The organism is Pseudomonas sp. MAG733B (assembly GCF_036884845.1).
GTDB lineage: Bacteria > Pseudomonadota > Gammaproteobacteria > Pseudomonadales > Pseudomonadaceae > Aquipseudomonas.
Window position 1 is genome coordinate 2831762 of the sequence record NZ_CP145732.1, and the last position, 18009, is coordinate 2849770.

General features: G+C 52.5%; 15 protein-coding genes and 1 pseudogene. 6 read left to right on the forward strand and 10 right to left on the reverse strand.

All coding sequences use genetic code 11. From position 1 onward, the window contains the following. Positions 1 to 414 precede the first annotated feature (414 nt). Positions 415 to 714, reverse strand: coding sequence for a hypothetical protein (locus V6Z53_RS13110; protein WP_338585928.1), 300 nt, complete (start codon positions 712 to 714; stop codon positions 415 to 417). A gap of 314 nt (positions 715 to 1028) precedes the next feature. On the opposite strand from V6Z53_RS13110, the gene V6Z53_RS13115 reads away from it, so the two are divergent. The 3 genes from V6Z53_RS13115 to V6Z53_RS13125 all read left to right on the forward strand — a co-directional run bounded on the left by V6Z53_RS13115 (position 1029) and on the right by V6Z53_RS13125 (position 4540). Beyond that, a complete protein-coding gene (locus V6Z53_RS13115) occupies positions 1029 to 1646 on the forward strand; it encodes a recombinase family protein (protein WP_218424194.1) in 618 nt (205 codons plus the stop codon). Positions 1647 to 2094: 448 nt separating this feature from the next. Continuing rightward, positions 2095 to 3564, forward strand: a complete 1470-nt coding sequence (locus V6Z53_RS13120; protein ID WP_338585929.1) for a GIY-YIG nuclease family protein — start codon at positions 2095 to 2097, stop codon at positions 3562 to 3564. Position 3565: 1 nt separating this feature from the next. Further along, positions 3566 to 4540 (forward strand): hypothetical protein, encoded by a 975-nt coding sequence (locus V6Z53_RS13125; protein WP_338585931.1) that lies wholly within the window; start codon positions 3566 to 3568, stop codon positions 4538 to 4540. A gap of 279 nt (positions 4541 to 4819) precedes the next feature. On the opposite strand, the gene V6Z53_RS13130 is transcribed toward V6Z53_RS13125, so the two are convergent. The 6 genes from V6Z53_RS13130 to V6Z53_RS13155 form a co-directional block, all read right to left on the reverse strand. After that, positions 4820 to 5527, reverse strand: coding sequence for a hypothetical protein (locus tag V6Z53_RS13130; protein WP_338585932.1), 708 nt, complete (start codon positions 5525 to 5527; stop codon positions 4820 to 4822). A gap of 50 nt (positions 5528 to 5577) precedes the next feature. Further along, the gene (locus tag V6Z53_RS13135) at positions 5578 to 5937 is read right to left on the reverse strand and encodes a hypothetical protein (protein ID WP_338585933.1); all 360 of its coding nucleotides are present in this window, start codon (positions 5935 to 5937) and stop codon (positions 5578 to 5580) included. Between the two features lie 963 nt (positions 5938 to 6900). Beyond that, on the reverse strand, positions 6901 to 7272 hold the full coding sequence (locus tag V6Z53_RS13140) for a hypothetical protein (protein WP_338585934.1): 372 nt from the start codon (positions 7270 to 7272) through the stop codon (positions 6901 to 6903). 122 nt (positions 7273 to 7394) lie between these two features. Further along, on the reverse strand, positions 7395 to 9368 hold the full coding sequence (locus V6Z53_RS13145) for a hypothetical protein (protein WP_338585935.1): 1974 nt from the start codon (positions 9366 to 9368) through the stop codon (positions 7395 to 7397). 2 nt (positions 9369 to 9370) lie between these two features. Next, positions 9371 to 9703 (reverse strand): hypothetical protein, encoded by a 333-nt coding sequence (locus V6Z53_RS13150; RefSeq protein WP_338585936.1) that lies wholly within the window; start codon positions 9701 to 9703, stop codon positions 9371 to 9373. A 101-nt stretch (positions 9704 to 9804) separates the two neighbouring features. Further along, positions 9805 to 10749 carry a phage integrase N-terminal domain-containing protein gene (locus V6Z53_RS13155; RefSeq protein ID WP_338585937.1) on the reverse strand — a complete coding sequence of 315 codons (945 nt, stop codon included), beginning with the start codon at positions 10747 to 10749 and terminating at the stop codon, positions 9805 to 9807. A 1290-nt stretch (positions 10750 to 12039) separates the two neighbouring features. Between V6Z53_RS13155 and V6Z53_RS13160 the strand changes: the two are divergent. The 3 genes and pseudogenes from V6Z53_RS13160 to V6Z53_RS13170 form a co-directional block, all read left to right on the forward strand. After that, a pseudogene (locus V6Z53_RS13160) lies at positions 12040 to 12193 on the forward strand (IS5/IS1182 family transposase); the annotation flags it as partial. Between the two features lie 322 nt (positions 12194 to 12515). After that, positions 12516 to 14381 carry an AAA family ATPase gene (locus V6Z53_RS13165; protein ID WP_338585938.1) on the forward strand — a complete coding sequence of 622 codons (1866 nt, stop codon included), beginning with the start codon at positions 12516 to 12518 and terminating at the stop codon, positions 14379 to 14381. Beyond that, positions 14378 to 15670, forward strand: a complete 1293-nt coding sequence (locus V6Z53_RS13170) for an McrC family protein (RefSeq protein ID WP_338585939.1) — start codon at positions 14378 to 14380, stop codon at positions 15668 to 15670. Before V6Z53_RS13165 ends, V6Z53_RS13170 begins: the two co-directional genes overlap by 4 nt. Before the next feature lie 197 nt (positions 15671 to 15867). Here the strand turns inward: V6Z53_RS13170 and V6Z53_RS13175 are convergent, their stop codons facing one another. The 3 genes from V6Z53_RS13175 to V6Z53_RS13185 form a co-directional block, all read right to left on the reverse strand. Next, positions 15868 to 16794, reverse strand: coding sequence for a replication initiation protein (locus tag V6Z53_RS13175; RefSeq protein ID WP_338585940.1), 927 nt, complete (start codon positions 16792 to 16794; stop codon positions 15868 to 15870). Between the two features lie 10 nt (positions 16795 to 16804). Continuing rightward, positions 16805 to 17005, reverse strand: a complete 201-nt coding sequence (locus tag V6Z53_RS13180; protein WP_338585941.1) for an AlpA family phage regulatory protein — start codon at positions 17003 to 17005, stop codon at positions 16805 to 16807. 127 nt (positions 17006 to 17132) lie between these two features. Continuing rightward, positions 17133 to 17966 (reverse strand): hypothetical protein, encoded by an 834-nt coding sequence (locus tag V6Z53_RS13185; protein ID WP_338585942.1) that lies wholly within the window; start codon positions 17964 to 17966, stop codon positions 17133 to 17135. Between the last annotated feature and the right edge of the window lie 43 nt (positions 17967 to 18009).

Sequence of the window (18009 nt, forward strand, 5' to 3'; positions counted from 1 at the left end):
TACTTCGATTGTCCTAGCATATTCCCTTAGACATTGTTTCAGTTGATACCAACGATGCGATGTGGAAAAACTATGGAAAAACTTCTTCAGGGTAAGCGCTCAAAAAAACCTGGCCGACCTCGGTTAGAGACGCTGTTCGCTCGGTATGAAATACAGATCACAAGCTGGGATTTTAGCTGGTCATTCTGCCTAAATCGCCCCACGGATCGTGGCAAGGGAAGAGCCACTTCAAGGAGATGGCAACCTTAACCTTGGATGGGCGTGTTATTGAGCCAGAGGGATTCAAATATCCAAAAGCACTCCTGCGGCTAGTAGCTGATCCATGGCTGGAAACCTTGATAGAGCAACCAATGGCCATCGGCTCAGTCCACATCAATGACAAATAGTTCACGGTTATGTGTGTATTCCCAGCTATCAGATGCCAATGCTGGTGAGCGCGGCAAATCGACTGTTATCTGTCGAGCTCAATGGAACACCGTTGCGGTATCGCAAAGCTTTGATCAAAGACCTCCATTTAAGTACGGCCCCAGAATAATTCACCCATACCCGAATCCGTTCCATATCATCCAGGCTGACGCCATCGCTGTGTCGATCATAGAGCTGCGTGGTGAGGGTGGACGCGTGGTTGGCCATCGCTGCCGCGTTCTCCAGCGTGCCGCCGTTTTTCAGGTAGGCTGTGATTCCGGTCGCTCGAAACGTGTGAATGCCGATCAAACGTCTGGATTCCAACGGCTAGGCGCGCCGGCGTTCCATGGCGTCGGCGTCGGCGTCGGCGTTGGCGTTGGCATTGGCATGTGGCTGGGCGGTAGCGCTCAGCTGCCCGGTGCCGCGTTGAATCGTACGAAACAGCGGCGCTTTCAGATCGCTTTCGATGCCGGTTTACACTCCCCCCTAAGCAATCGTCTTGGTTTGGTCATGCCTTAGCTGATACGTGCACATTCAAATTTATCTTCCCTTTCCGCTTGATAAGTGACACTCATAGTGCAACAGTATTAGTAGAGCACCCTAACTGATACGGAAGGCACATCATGTTCATCCGCGCATATCTCCGAGCATCCACTGAAGAACAAGACGCCAGTCGCGCCCAAGCCTCGCTTGACCAGTTCGCCAGCGAACATAACAAGGTCATCGCGAGCGTGTATTTGGAGAATGCCAGCGGCGCCTCCGCAGACCGGCCAGAGTTGCTGCGTCTGCTCAAAGATGCGCGCAAGGGTGACGTGCTGCTGGTGGAGTCGATAGACCGGCTCTCCCGCTTGCCGGTGGAGGACTGGCAGAAGCTCAAGGCCACAATTGATTCCAAGGGCCTGCGCATCGTCGCGCTCGATCTCCCGACCAGTCACCAGGGAATGCAGGACACGAAGGGCGACGAGTTCACCGGGCGGATGCTTGGCGCTATCAACTCGATGCTGGTGGAAATGATGGCAGCCATTGCGCGCAAGGATTACGAGCAACGTCGCGAGCGTCAGGCCCAAGGTATCGAGAAGGCCAAAGCTGCCGGTAAGTATCAGGGCCGGCCGATTGATGAAGATCTACACAAGCGCGTTACGGAGCTGCTCGGTGCAGGCCTTGGCATCCGCGCAACAGCCAGGCACGCTAACTGCTCAACCACCACAGTCCTCAGGATCAGGGACTTGGCCAGCGCCTGAATGCGAATCCATGGTCGATTTCTGCCTGTCGCCGCTGTCAGCTATGGGTCGTTCTCTCGCCCCTTCTAACAGGCAGAAATCGGCCGATTCTGTTGAAAAAGTCGCTTCTTCCAGAGTGCCCGGACACTGACCGCTGAAAACGCCTTTTTTACGCGCCACTACGCGAAATCTGAGCCCGGAGCCTTCTGTTCAACGCAAAGATTTCAATCTCAAGCGCGAACTTTTTGTCGTGGAAACCATGACGGATTTTTTCAACAGAATCGGCCAAAAGCAGACTTTGCGCGCTCAGTGTTCGGCAAAGCTCCTGGCGGTAAGGGCCTCGTTGACAGCACCCTGAACACAACTTTTTCAAACTCGTCATTTTCAGGTGGAATCAATAGTGTCACTTTGATAGCTTCTATGCCCGTAGTTCGCCCCTAAAACAGGAAAGTTCTTTCGAGAAGGAATCATGGGCCCACAATACGAACAAAAGTCGCTATCTCCATTGGCGAACCTTATCGTTGATCGCGCGATCGAGAACACCAATCGAAAACTGATCGCCGGCTTTCGCAACAAGAAGAACTCCCGCCCGAACGCTAAGACAGCCGACCCTTTGCAGGCGGGCAAGGACACCCTTGCCGCCACGTCGGCGAAAAGTGCGATGGATGTTGCTAATCGGGGGGTAGCGTGGAAGGAGATTCTGCTCAAAAGCTTGTCAGCGGGAATCGGTTCACTTGCTACCTTGCAGTTCGATGGAGAGTTCGATCTCAGCGCTGCCGACACCTCCCGTACCAGCCAACTGCCCGAGAAGCCAGGCGTTTATGTGGTGTATGACACGAGCGGCAAGCTGGTCTATATCGGCGATAGCACCAACATGCGGCAGCGTTGGCAGGACGGACACCTGAACGACCATCGCAATGGCAACAAAAAGGGCGAACCGTACAAGCTTTCCGAGCAACTGGAAGCGGGATGCAAGGTGAAATTCGTGACCATGGACTCGGCCGAAACAGCTGCTGCCCTGGAAGCACACCTCATCAAAACTGAAAACCCGCCCATCAACAAGCGCCAGGAACTGCATCAGGAACAAGGCACTCGCAGCAACATCGAAGCCAAAAAGCTCAAAGACACCCTGGGCAATGCCACTGACGTCGCTCTGGGTGCTGGCAAAGAAGCGTTGAAAAACTCAGGCTGGCAGTTGCTGGAACAACTGACTTCAGCCGCGATCATGGCCGTTAAAGACGAACTGGTCGACGTGTTCATGGGTGGCGCTGCTCGCCTGAAACAGCGCGTGGAGCGCTTCCTCAAAAAGATCTGGGCGGTGATCGAAAAAATCATCGAGGCGCCCCTGAAGCTGCTCAACGGCATCGTCGAATTCATCGTCAATGCCTTGTCCAAGGCGATTCGCCAAGTCTACAACCTCGCCCGCAACCTTTTCGACCTCGCTCACGGCGCCTGGCAACTGTACAAAGGCGCGCAATCGATGAGCCGGGAAGAGTTGATTCAGAAGATCGTCGAGACTGTAGTCGTCAGTGGCACGCTGGTGCTCTGGGACGGCCTGGAACCGGTGATCGAGTCGCAATTGATTCCGCTGACCGGGGTGGCAGCACCCTATATATCCTGCGTGTTGTCGGCCATCGGTTTCGGGCTGTGCAGTTATCACTTGCAGAACCTCGTGCCCCCTATCGTTGCCTACTTGGTGGATTTCAAAACCGGGTGGAGCGAGGCGCTGGAAGCCAAACGAGAGGCGGCGCTGCAGCTTATCAAGGTGCAGGAAAACGAATGGCTGATGGCCGAAGGGCTGATCGAATATGCACATTCGGTAGATGTGCTGGCCAGGGAAGCAATAGACCACCGCGAACGGCTGGCTCGGCACACCAGTGTGCGTGCAATCGATTTTTCGGCACTTTTGCCAACCAAACGTATTTCGCAGGAGTCCTGACGTGTTCAATTTTCTGGGTGGCAGGGTCGTACTTACCGTGTCGCCGGCCGATGAAGTAGCCCTTCAACCGGTACAGCAGTTGCTGCCGGCGCCGCGTTCCGAAGAGAACCAGCTGAAAGACTTCCATGAAGGCCTGCAAAAGCTCAACGCCGCGATACAGCGTGGTTCGAAGACCAGAGCGCAATTGAACGACTTTCAGAACCAGGGCAGCTGGGACTCTTTCTGGGGCGGCTTGTCGGGCAGGAATGACAAAGACTTGGCCAAATTGCTGACCGAATTTGGCGCGAGCCTTGAGGTGACGCAGAGCGTGGTGCAACTGGTCACCCAGGTGCATACCGTGAACAACAATGTACTGCGCGGTTTCAATGATGCCCTGGTACGCGAGATCGAACGCCTGCAAGCGGATACACAGACCCTGGAAGGCAACCAGAACGGGGCGTTGGTGGTGCTCTACGAGTTCAAACATCAGATCGACGAACTGTTGGCGTTGGCAGACGGGTATGAGTACTGCAGGCATGCAGTGAACCAATTGGCTACCGCGCAGAATAACCATGAGACGGAGTTGCAGGCATTGGGCCTGGCCTTCTTGAATGGCACCCGGATGCAGGAACAACTCAACGCGGCGTCCTCGCGTCAGTTAGTCCAGCAAGGGGAGGTTCAGCGGACCCAGCAGAAGCAGGTCGAGCGAGTGACCAAGCTGCTCGGCAGTGAAATCCAGGCGAGGGAACGCCTGTCGACCTCTACGGCGGCGTCATTGAAAGAAGTGAGCGACGCATGCGAGGCGCTAGCCCAGCGTCTGGAACACGTCGAGTCAAAGATGGGCGAATTACTGGAAAACCAGCAACAAACCCAGGCTCGAATCGAGCAGCTAGAAGCGCAGTTGCTGGCCAAACCGGGCTGGCTGCGGCAGCAGGTCGTGGCCCTTGTCGCGGTGGTGTTTTCAGGCGCGGCGCTCGCCTCGATGTTTGCCTTTTGATGCAAGCGCGTGGGGAGTATCGACCTCGACGACTCTCACCATCTGAATCGTTCCTGGTCTCGTAGATTCCTCCAAGCCGGTTAGTGGGTTCTGCTTTGCATCGACTGCTGCCCCTACCGAGACCGCGCTAGCCAGAGTGATCGCGGTCTTCGGTGCGGCGAAGCCGCACTGCGCTTATTTGTTTGCCAATCGCCGGGCCAATCGCATGAAAGTGCTGGTAGGTTGGTCCATTTAGAGGGGGACTGACAAGCAATAATTTATGAGCCTGTCAGAATTTCATCAGTTCCCAAAGGACTGTTGATATACCCATGTTTGCGGTAATTTTCGACCTTGCAGGGTGCAGTCGATACAGGTCAATTTTTTTGGATCGGTCCCATCAAATGCCAACGTTTGTCCGTATTTTCTGACGTTGTTTTCGGTGTAAACCTCGGTCCAGATTAGTGAGGAGCCTTTTCGACGTCCTTCGAAAATGACGAACTTCTCGCGATCGGCGCTCGACCAAATCATTGAACCATTCCCTTCTTTCCCAATTTTCAGTACGAAATGGTCAAGGTTGTATCCAGTTGCTTCGTATACCCCATCCTTCGGGCCATTCTCTCCGCAGCAATCCTCTGCTTGGCCGACAACAACCCCCTTTGACCATAGTCCTTGGCCAATCACGTTTGGCATTTTTCCCCACCCCGAGCTGAGCACGGCGTGATACATGGGTTTTGCTTCGGCAAAACTTGCGAAGTGCTGTCCCTGTGCATCATTCAAATAGAGATATTTTTTGCCCTCAGGGTACTCGACCTCGAAATCTGTTTCTCGAATCCCAGTTGACGAGCTTTCAATGAGATGAGCGCCGTTTCCTTTGATCAGCAAAGTCATGTCCATAAGGGGAGCATAGGATCGATATTTATAGGCACCATTCGCGTCGAACGTTGCTTCGCTCGCGTTCACAATGCATGTAGTAAAAAAAGTAATTAAAGCGAAATTCGCTAATTTCAACGTAAGTCTCCTTTTAACTTGTCTTTCAATTGGATGTCAGTTGGGGAGCGCTATTTTGGCAAGGTGAAGAACTGCCAAGTATTGGGAAGGCCGCTACCCAGTCCACAGTTAAGGCAGTCCAGATTTTTTTCATCCAAGGCACGAGCAAAGACGAATGTTTTACCTTTGACATTAGTTACAAGAAGTTTTCCGTATCTTTCTTTAACGCTAAATTTGTCTTCACTCAGGATGAGTTTGCGAAAGGGGTCGATTCTTATCGCTTTGGCTTCACTTCCATTTATCGAAAGTACGATCATGGGGCCGATAATTCCGTCCATTGACCGATACATACCGTTGTAGTCGTTTCCACAACCGCTAAGCATGACAATGGATGAGAAAAAACCTGCCCACATCATGTTTTCTAAGTGCATTTTTTCATTTCCATTGATTTACTGAGTGGTCAATGCTCAGCCCAGCTCATCCGTGCCAGAAGCTCTATGTCAGAATTTTTCTGATCATTTCCTGTGGTTGATGCAGAATTTTTCAACTCATAATAGGCGAGGGGAGGCAGTCCGTAGATCTGCCTCCCCTTCATCCAGCAGACTGAGCACCCTTTCATTTCTTGAGTGGAACGCTCCTTCCAATGCTCTACTGACGCTGCATGGAGCCACTGTATTGGAATTTTGGATCATGTCAATAAGCCATCAATGGCGTGTGTGAAGCTCTTCACATCACCCCGGTAGCTCAAATTCACGGGCGAATCTCGCTCGTTGCACGGACGCATCTGATGACAGGCATTCTCCCCAACAGCTATCTAGTAGTTGTTGTCTAGCGACCTCTTGTGTTTCTGCCAAGATGTGCAGCAGACAGTCTCGTACGACCCCATGATTCGTCATTAATGCGATGGCGCGGATTGCATAATTCTCAACGGCGTCAGTGTCAACCAGCCTGCTACTGACAGTCAGCGCTTGTTCCAATTGAAGGAAGCCCGATTCGAGCACGAGGCTCCAGCTTGAGTTTGAAACGGCTTGTCGAGCCTCATCTATCGTCTCGCCTAAAACCCGTAACAAGGCTTCGCGAGCTTTCTGGTCAGGGCAAAGTAAGGCTACTGCTCGAAGGGGATTTCTGGCTCGTGTCATGTAAATAGGTCCTAACTGTGGATGAAAATCTGCGATGCGATCATCCCGGTTCCTAGGCCGATGAGGACACTGAACATCTCTTTGGCTAACTGCTTTTCCTGCCTACCCCGCAAAACGAATATGGCAGTCGCAGTCGTGAGGAGTGCCGCCAGTTGGCCTGTTAGAAAACCCGGCCAGGCCGGCACGGCGGCTATCGGCGGTATGCTTAAGAGCAAGGTGGCCAACCAAACAGCACGAATTTGAGTCGAGCTCATGTCAGGCGCTTCCCACATAAGTGACGGTGGCAGCCGGAAGTTGTTCCACCAGGCGTTGGTACCAGCACAGGTGTATCTCCTCCAGTCGCGCGTCTAATCGATTCCGCTTGTTCAGTTCGGCCAATACCAGAGCGAAAGTAAAAACATCAATCTCGGGTGTTTCTACCAGCCGTACTTCAATAGGTGTCTGTTCCTGCCAGTCAAACGCAGGGATGCCACTCAGCTGAGGGCGTAGATGCTCCGGGTCGCCACGCAAAACCCAACACAACCCAGGCCATGGCGCGAGCGCATCAAACAGGTATCGAAGATCTACTGGGGTATCCCAGGTTTTGGTCCAATCAGCAGTTAGGTGATCATCAAATGTTAGGCCCATGATTGGCTCTCAATAGTTTGCTGGAAGCCGCATCGTTACTGAGAGTTTTGTGTGCCAGTAGCTATTTCGTGTTTCCGATCTTGGGATCTGAAATCAGGGTGTGACGAGTACGCAGCCCAAAATTAGGTTTGATCATCACGATCTTTCGGTGACCTCGTTTTCTGGCTGCGCGGAGTCCGTCCTTGGGCGAACTTGTTGGCGTTGCTCGCTGGGCGCAAGTTATCGATACTCGTTCGTTTTGGATTCAAGCTTGGTCCGCTGTAATTACCTCGGTCGGAGCCTTGAGTGTTCTGCCGTGCTGCAGGATTCAAAACGACCGCGCGGCCCTTGGTGCCGCTCCCACCGCCACCACCACCTCCGTTGTTTTTGCCGGACGGACCAGCCTGGCTCGCGAATTTAAGTGCAGCCTTTTTATATCCGGCAAGCGACGTGACTAAATCTGCCGTTGCCTTCATCGCTTGAGGTGCAGTCACCGCTTGAGCGCGGGCTGCTCCGAGAATCGCTGTGACGCTAACTCCGGTGAGTTTGGTGGCAAGCCAGGTTGCAGTTAATAACAGCACACCAAAAACCATCTGAATCATGCCGTACACCATATCGATATCAGCACCACCACCCTGCCAACCCGCCGCAGATGCGGCTTGGGCCAGAGCCGCGCTGCTCATTACCACCGACGAGCTCACGGCGATTAGATGAGCGAAAAGAATACATAGCACGGGAAAAACCAGCATAGAGAGCCAGCTCGTCAAACTGTGGAAGCCACGTAAAGGCGATAGTAGAAATGCAATTGGTCCGGTGATGAGAACAAGCCAAAATATGCCAGCCATCGCTCCCACAAACATCGGAAGTAACGTTTGAAGTTCGAGCCAAGCGACCGCGTTTTTTCCCATCTGCCAGGTAGACATCGTTCCAGAAACGATGGCATTCAGACTGCTGGGGGCTACCTTTTCTCCGCCCGCAAACGTCGCCTGTTGGACACGCATCCATGCTTTTTGAGCGGCTAACACGCCAGTGTCGCTATCGATATTTTGTCCACCTGACGCTTTCACGCTGCCGGTTTCTACTAGCCCGTTGTAGGCTTGCTCGGCGGCAAACTGGGCGACTTGGTAAGCCTCGACGCAGTTTTTGGGGGCGTAGCCTAAGGCTGCTTCCTTGCCTCCTTCCTCCGGTTGCCAAGCTGCGACATTGTTTATCATCTTCGTCGCTAGCTCGGCGGGGGCATCATTTATCTTCAAGTAGCTGGGATTTGATTCCGGGTTGCCAGAAGCAATTGCCGTCCAATATTCCCTAGTGGGAAGCGCATAGGCTCTGGCGGTTACAAACGGTTTTGCATCTTTTTCTAAGGCGCTTATCCCCTCTGCTCGACGGTCTCGTACCGAGCCAGCATCCAGAATGCTATTAGCCATGTTTTGCATTGTTTGAATCTGTGTCCAAGGCATGCTGCCGATAATCTCTTTCGCGCCTTGGCCCGCGATTTTCATTTGCGCGATCCGACTGATCTTTTCATCCGGTATGCCCAGTCCACTACCACCTAACAGCCCAACGGCGTGGTAGGCCTCTATTGAGGTTCCGTCGGCATAGTCCCTGATTGCGCGTGGGGATGGCGAACACTGCCCGTTGTAGTCACGGATGAGCCTTGCCAAATCGCTATTCGCATACTCATTAGCCGAACGCTCAACGCTGTATTGAATCAGCGCAGAGGTTGGTATGAAGGCACCGTCAACATGCATCTCCGCCATGGTGTTGCTAAGCGTCGCATTCAAGGTTCTATTGAAGGACATCACAAGGGAATAGGCTATCCGTTGGCCATGAGTGGCCTCAATCGTAGAGCCTCCCGTTAATGTCAAGGTGGTCGGGCTGAGGCCGTATGTAATAACCAGAAAAATCGCCGCTGTGCTGAAAATTGCTTTGAAAGGGCCATCGGCAGGCAGGCGAATAAGCGCGATGATCAAGGCGATGAAGCCGACTGCTGGTAGCCAAGCATTGATACTTTTACCCAGGGCAGAAAAAAAAGGCGCAGTCGCAACGATCAGGAAGTCGAGTGCGCCGTCAAACAATCCGAACAGCCATTCAAGGCCAGCCAGTGAGTCGGCGCCCATTTTTATAGGCTCCTGTCGTCGTTGATTTTTTTCCCGGGGGCAAGCCAAACGAGTAACAAGGTACCTAATAGCAGTCCAGGCGCGTGCCCCATGTAGGGAACCTGATCAATGCCATACCGGGCCAGCCAACCACAAAGACCAACTACCATGCCCATCCCCGCAATTCGAAGAACCCTGACTTTTCTTCCTGCTGCTTGATTGCCGCAGGTGTTCATTGCCCAGGAATCGGCATCGCCTTTTTTGAGGCGTTCGAACAGGCGGGCGATTTTTTGCGTCGGCGTGTCGCTGCATTTTTTCTTGCTGGGAGAAGGGCGCATATTTTTGCTATTACGCATATCAAGCTGTCCTTTTGATGACCTGGTAGGCAGTAAATCTCACCGTAAATGTGGGTGCCAGCCAAAATAGGCCCTAGAAATTCACCCATGGTGTGATCGACTTATTTACTTGATCCGAGGTAAACGCTGGTGATCGAAATTCGTTCGTGACCGAGCTCCAGCGAGATGAGCTGCCGCGCTTCGCGATCGCTCAAACCCGCGTGGGTCGAGTCTGTGAGCGAAGGTATTGACCCGACCCGGCCTAGCCAACCAGACTCGAGACCACCAATCAGTTGGCCTTGTTCGATACGCTCAATAGAGGCCCTTACCGCGGGGGCTTGTTTGCCGGTGAGCTCCAAATATCGCTGTTGTGCATAGTGATGGCGCAGCCCGTGCATACGAGTAAGTCCCGCAGCTCGAAGCTGATCTTCATAGCGCCTCAGTTGCTCCCGATAGTTAAGTTGTGCAGGAATCAGGCTGGCATTGCCCGCAAACGCTCTGACCTCGTCCAACACCGTCCGCTGGAGAAGTGTTCGAACCGGGATGGATCTGGATTTTCCCCCTTTTGTCCAGGAAGCTTTCAATTCGATTCGGTTTCCCTTGTCGGCGACTGCAACGATGAACTTGATTGCTTCTTCTCGACGCAAGCCGAATGCCGCCTGCAGGCGCAGGCTCTGACGGACATGTGGGTCTGTGATTTTTTCGAGATTGGCAGCTGGCAAATCGCGTGCTTTGCTTTCCTTCGCGACATAGGTGCGCCGAGCGATACCCAGCTCATCATTGGTGATTCGCGCAACGCCGACACGTCCTGCTTTTTCGAGTGCCCAGCGCAGATGACTCATTCGGTTTTTTTGGACTCCGGGACTGATGCCGGTTTCCTGCCAGTGGGCTACGAGCGCCTTGATATGTCGTTGTCCAAACGTTTCGGAGCGTAGATTGCGATATCCCAAGTCGCGCAGTTGCTGGGCGCTTAATTTCAGCGTTGCCGCCCGCGCCGTCTGAGTCGAATAAGAACCGTCGCGGTTGCGCCTTTGCTGCTGGGAAAAGTCCCACTGTAATTTGTCCATAAGCTCGTCCCATCCGTTGCTAGAAATCCACAAGACTCGTCGAGTTCGAAACGCCAAAATTTCGGTAAGTGTTGGTTCCTGTCCTCGTCGCAGGAGCGAGAGGAGCTGAGCTTTCGCTCAGGAGCGGAACGGCGTTTCCACAGGCGGCCCAGTTGGGCATCGACTACGGCATATCCCGGGGGAATTGCGGTAACGATAGGCGGGCGCTTGATCCCGGAGGAATAGCTGCAGCCACCATCAGCTGTGCGCGGTTTTAGACCGCAATCTCGTCGAGCATGGATCGACAACCCAACCAATTCTGGTTGGTGGACGGGAGCCCGAGCGCCATGCTGCGCCGGGAGGACTTGCTCCGAAGAGTCTGCCCATTACTGATTAGATCCCTGGTCTAATCAGGCCTTTTTTCGCGGTGGGCACGACTCAGTTTTAAGTCCGGAGCTGGACGTTTGCTCTACACCCCAATCAGCAGTTGAGCCATCTACTGATTGGTCCGGTTTACGACTTGGCTGTCGGGTGATGAAGCACATCAGGTCGGTTACCAATCCGATCGATGTTGCCGTGTCGTACACCTGCAGTAGCGGGTGAGCGACTTGGCGACGGCACGTGATCAGAAAGGCTGATCACGTGCCATCTCTCATCAGCAAGGTCTCAAGAAATAACGAGAGGCCCCGGTTGCTGATGATGAGAATTTGTAGGTCATCACTAGGCTGTCACTGAGCAAATTAGCTCAAAAGTAGGCAGTGGCAAAGTGAAAATGAGGGCTGAAAAATCCGTAGGCGTACTTGGTGATTTTAGGGGGTACTGCCTTTGTCGGATTCACCTCCATGCGGCGGCCAGTCTGTCCTAGTTGGGATGATCGGATCACTAAATAACTCCGCTTCCAGACTGAGTCGCAGCAATTTTTTATAAATTCGAAAGGGCTGCTGCCGGCTCGTATCGCGAGCCGCTGGGGGCCGCTTTGCGGCCCTACGCTTCGCGTCACTACCGAGGTGTAGTGACGCGAAGCTAAAAGCTGCGTGCGCCTATCCCTGAAATACACCTTATTATCCCCGAAGCGCCCCGAGTCTCCCTGAAGCACACCTCAATATCCCCTCATTTTTACCCAAAAATTCAGCGCGGAAAATCACTGTGTCTACCTGTTTTCCTCAGAAATCCCTCATTCTCCCCATAATGGCCAAACGCTCCCCGAGGCTCCCCCTGTTCTCCCTAATCAAAACGTGACGTCCGGCGCCGTGCGCATGGCCAAGTGTAGATCTGAGCTTGTCATCGGATCTACTGTGAAGGGTGTAGTGGTCAAATAAGACGATGATCGATAGGGCTGAAGGGCATTGCGATATCACGCCGGAATACCTCGTCGGTGATACCGCTTACGGTACCGCATCATGCTGACCTGGATGCAGGAGGAAAAGCCATTGAGCCACATGTGCCGGTGTGGGAAAAAGCCAAGGAAATCTGGACGTCCTGATTGTTTTTGACATTGCTCATTGTCATCATTTTGCCATCGCGTATGCTTCAGGGTCGTTGCTAAAGGGGGGCAAGGACGACAAAGTAAGCCTCTCTCATCTCGCTATTCCGGGTCGAAGCAGCTAATCCCTACTATCAAAATTTTGGTTTTTCTTTCGGTGCCTCCTTGGACAACACTCGGCTTCTCTACCAAACGGAAGAGCGCTAACTTGAATGGTTACACAAAAAAGCGCGGTTTTTTCTGCCGTGCTTGATCTCCGGTAGCTGCTTTCGCAGGAACCGATAAAATTCTGGAGTATTCATAGTTGCCAAAAAAAGAATTCAAGGACTGGCTGCGTGCAACGGGCAAGACGCCGAACACTGCCAGTTCCTATTTATCCGGTGTTAACACGGTTTCCAAACACTTAAAAAAAGATGTTTTCGAGATCTGCGATAGCGATGAGCTAGCCGGGATTTATCAGTTGTACGGCCCTCAGGGCGAGCACGCGCTGATTGGCGCCAGCAATAGTAATAACGTTCAGAATGGGCTCAAGCAGTGGCTGGTTTACCAAAAACAGCTAGCCCTGCCTGGTGGTGTCGAAGCAGTTAAAGGGTTGGTTGCTCGGTCGTACTCTCCGGCTTTGAACCAGATTTTTTACGGCCCGCCTGGCACCGGTAAAACCTACGCGACCATTGATGCCGCGCTGGAAATTCTCGATCCGGAATGTTTGATTGCCAATGGCGAGAATCGAGAAGAGCTCAAGAAACGATTCGATGAGCTGTCAACAGATGGTCAGATTCGTTTCGTGACCTTCCACCAGAGTTTCAGCTATGAGGATTTCGTTGAAGGCCTGCGTGCTGTCAGCGACGACGAAGACAAGCAGCTTCAGTACATGGTCGAGCCAGGCGTATTCAAGCGCTTGTGCGATGACGCCCGCACTCAAGGCGTTCAGTCCGAAACCGGCATTCGCGGCAATCCGCGTATCTGGAAAATTTCGATTAATGGCTCGGGAAGCTCCCAGACCAAGTCCTACTGCCTGGACAATGGTGAGGCACGAATCGGTTGGGGCAAAACAGGTGACCTCCGGCAAGACCCCGATCAGAACCCTTATTACCAGAACTTGGGTTCGGGCGATAAAGGCACGCTGAGTTACTTCGGCGGGGAAATGGTTGTTGGCGACATTCTGCTGTGCATCCACTCGGCTGATCAGATTGGAGCCGTGGGCGTGGTCACCAGTGATTATCGCTACGAGGAGAACGCACCCGCAGGCGTCATTAGCGATTATCAGCACGTCCGTTCAGTGAACTGGTTGTACCGGGAGGTGAAGCAATCGATTTTGCCGCTCAATGACAACCGACAGTTTACACTCAAGACGGTCTATCCGATGGGGCGCTTCGGTTGGGCTGACCTGCTGAGTTACCTCGAAAAGCAGGGGGTGAAGCCGCAGATGCCATCGATCGCCATCAGCAACCAGCGAATACCTCATGTGTTGATCATCGACGAGATCAATCGTGGCAATGTCTCGCGCATTTTTGGTGAATTGATCACCTTGATTGAACCCTCCAAGCGCGAAGGTGCGGCAGAAGCTCTGAGCGTCGAGCTGCCCTATTCGAAGCGTCCGTTCAATGTGCCGGGAAATGTTTATCTTATCGGCACGATGAATACGGCAGACCGCTCGCTGTCCGGACTGGACATTGCCCTGCGCCGACGCTTCAATTTCCGTGAAATGCCCCCACAACCGGAGCTGCTGGATGATTTGGCAGTCGAGGGAGTGAACATCGGCCAACTGCTGCGCGTGATGAACCAGCGTATCGAAGTATTGCTGGACCGCGATCATTGCTTGGGCCATGCCTACTTTATGTCGCTGAAGGCCGATGATCCCTTGGATAAGCTTGGGCTGATCTTCCGCAACCAGATTCTGCCGCTGTTGCAGGAGTATTTCTTCGAGGACTGGCAGCGCATTCAGTGGGTCCTTAACGATCATCGCAAGAGTACAGGCGATCGTTTTGTTTACCAGCGTAAGCGGGACGTACAGTCGTTGTTCGGCGCCAATGTAAATGTGTCGGTGCACAACCTGCCTTGGACCATTAACGACGACGCCTTCGAAAGAGTTTCGGCCTACACCGGCATCATCAAAGTGCAGGCAACGACGGAAGACTTCATGGAAACGCTTTTGGGTGAAGAGGCGTGATCACACAGGTCACCGTTCGAGAATACGCTCGGTTGACGACTGAGCCGATCGAGAGTTCGCTGGACTGTGCTCAGGTCTCCGTTAGTGCATTCGACTGGCTTTGCGAGTTGAGCGCTTCGTTCAGCAAGTCCGGCGCAACCTTGTTGTTGGTCGAGGGGCGGCGCTCGCTTAAGCTCGATAGTTACGTTGGGGTGATAGAAACACCCTGCGGCACGCAACTGGAAATCCTTCCTAAGCATACCGAGCGTCTTGATTGCCTGGAGGACAGTCGGGATCTTTTGCAGCGGATGATTCAGGCTGCTTTGAAGCTGCCTACGCGAGAGGTTGGTGCGGCAAATTTGAAGCTGTTCAACGCGCCCTTGTCGGAATGGGTGATGCGTCAGTTTCTGGAGGGGCTGGATTATCTGATCAAGCGCGGTATACGTTTCGATTATCAGCGCGTCGAGGAAGAGCAACGCTTTCTGCGGGGGCAGCTCAATGTAACGGCACAGATGCGTCAGCCACCTGGACGCCAGCATCGTTTCCAGATTCGCCATGATGTATTTCTACCGAACCGTCCAGAAAACCGCTTGTTGAAGCTGGCATTGGAGCGGGTGTGCAAGAGCACTCAAGCGCCGGAAAACTGGAGGCTGGCTCACGAGCTTCGAGGCGTACTGACAGATGTGCCTTCAAGCACTGACAAGCGCGAAGACTTCAAGTTGTGGCGCAACGAACAACTCATGGCGCATTACCAGCCGATCAAACCCTGGTGCGAATTGATTCTGGGTGAGCAGTCGCCTTTATCTGTGAGCGGAGAATGGCGGGGTATAAGCATGCTGTTTCCGATGGAGAAATTGTTCGAGCAGTATGTTGAGGTGTTGCTGCGCGAGCAGTTGGTCGAGGGAGTGCGTCTGCTGCCTCAACGCGCCAGATACTCGCTATGCACACATCAGGACAAACCTATGTTCAAGCTCAAACCAGATTTTCTGCTTGAGCATGACAATCAAACCTGGGTGATGGATGCCAAGTGGAAGTTGATCAACCGCGCTGACCGTTCAAGTAAGTACGGGCTGAGCCAGGCCGATTTCTATCAGCTGTTTGCGTACGGGCAAACCTATCTGAAAGGCACTGGTGAAATGGTGCTGATTTATCCAAAGACCGAACGCTTTGCTTTTGCATTGGATGAGCCGTTCGTATTCTCAGACAAGCTGAAGCTTTGGGTTCTGCCGTTCGATCTGGAGCACGGCAGGTTGACCGGTGGAGGGTTAGCGAATTTGCCGTTAGCAGAGCGATTCACGGGGGCTGCTTGATCGATGCAGCTTGTTTTGCCGGGCTGAGTTTTCTGCTTGGCTATTCCGGAAACGAGTGCGGCCGTTGCACTCCTTATCCTCCATACAGAGTCAGCGCGCTCTGAAGCGTGTCACGTACATGAGCTCGGAGGTTTGCCGGCTTTTTTACCTCATCAGCAGCCAATTCCTGCTCTATATCTGATATGGCTTTTATCCACCTATTTGTTGAGCCAGCTTTTGATTGTTTGGTGGTGAACCCCAAGCGTGCGTGCAACGTCGCGTAAGCTTTTACCTTCGCCCACCATCGATTTAGCCATGGGTAGCAACTGCTCCCGTATCACGGAGCCTTTCCTTCTCCCTCTGGCGGACTGTATCGCTCGGAACTCGGTAGGTGTGAACCGCTCCCATGTCCATTTGCTGATGCTTCGCGCGATCGTCCGGCACTCGCTCAACTGCATCGGATTGCCTATTTCGGTGTGATTTGCAACCAAAACTAAATTCAGTACGGATGCGGCAAAGGAGGGGCCTCCACCCGGCCGCCAATAGTCGCGAACGGCGCTGTAGGCCTGCTTGCGTACGATCTCAAAAACGGTGCAATTGCGGCCAAGACCTGCATAGTCAAACTGCCGGCTGCGGCATTTCATCTCTGCTGGGGAGGGCAGGTCTATGTAGTCCGCCAAATCGTCAAGTTGGTAGGGCGCATAAGCCCATTGCCGGGTAATCCAATGGTCATGCATTGGATTCTTCACAATCAAGCCCGCATAGCACCTGTCTGCATCAAGCCTGCGGCGTAGGCCCTCCTGAATTGCAGCCAAATATTTTGCAGGCTTGACTCGGGCAACGTCTGATACCGGCACAGGTGTTGCCAGCAGATAGATTAAGTGCGCGTGTCCGTTGGTCGGGTTCATCATCGCTATGCTAGGTGGCGGAGCATTGCGATCGCTCCAGTCCAGAGCACCGCCAAGTCTATCGATGTCGAATACAAGATTCGAAATTAGACCTGATGAGTTAGGTTGAATTAGTTTATGTAACAGAGCGCTCGAAAGAGGAAGGCGGTAAATTCCCTCGGTAGTCAGATCATTACTGCAGTATGGACGTCTACTAAGACGCTTTTGAAATAGTTCTGCGGCATCTTGTCTTTGCATAAGACGTGGCTCATTGAGCCGCGTCGAGGCGTTCAGTTATCCAAATGTGAATTTCTTGGCTGTCCCATCCAACTGCCCTCGCACCGATGCTCCTGGCGCGTGGAAATTTCCCGGTCTTCATTAAGTTGTAAATAGACGCGCGACGATAGCCCGTGGCTTCAATTACTTCGGGCAGACGCATAATGCGTCGAAAATTATTTGCGTTTTGCATTAGCTAAGCTCCGTAGCGCTAGGTAGCGCGTAGTGGATTCATAGCTAGGCAAGGTATGTAGGGATTAAGATCTTTAAAAGATCAGTGAGCGTGCAAGATGTACACTCTGCGCGCAGAGTGTACAGTTCTAACGGGGTTGTCGCTGCTTGTTGTCCTCTGAAATCCATTTTCTTAGTGTGCGTTGGTCGAGTTTTATTCCATCTCTAGCGCTAATAATTCGTGCGAAATCTGATATTCCATTATACTCTTGTCCGGCCAAGCGCCATTCGTTTAAAAAATGCTCTTTAAGTGCGTTTGTGGGCGCATTTTTTGCCGTGGCTCCTCGTCTATTTGTTGCACTTACTGCTGCGCGGCTTGACTCTATTGCTTCCCTAAAAATCATCGCTGAGGTTGCTGAGCGTTGAACGCAATCTAGTGCTGTACTATCCATCACGCCACGTTGGAAGTCGCTAAGAGTATCGTCTATCCAAAGGAGGCTTAGTCCCCAAAGAAACCCCTCAATATCAGGGATAGCAAGGTAGTCTACGGAGCGGTTTATAATGAGAGGTTTCAAGATTTGCATTGTTACATTTGTAAACCATCCCTCGTCATAATTTGATGCATTAACTACGGTTCTTACGTCTTTTATTGGAGGGGAGTCCCTGTCGAACTGGAGACTATTGTTGCCGTGATTTATTGCATAATTGACAAGATCTAGCCAGTTTTCATTTTTTTCAAAGTTTATTATTTCGTCGGCTAGCCAATAAAATTCATTTTCAGAAGGGGGGATGCCAAAGCATTTAACCATGAAGCAGTATGCCTCACGACCAATCCTCCAAAGGTTCTGGTGTGCAGAATTGCTTTCTCCGCTTTTATTTATGAAAGATTTATTTTTAACTCCGGGTTGTCCTTCAGAGAAGGACATGAACGGGTCAAAATTTATGAATAGGTTTTTATTTTGGTCATCTTTGAAGCCACGCATTTGCGCCTCCTTTGGATTGGTCGCCACTGTCGCATAAATCTTC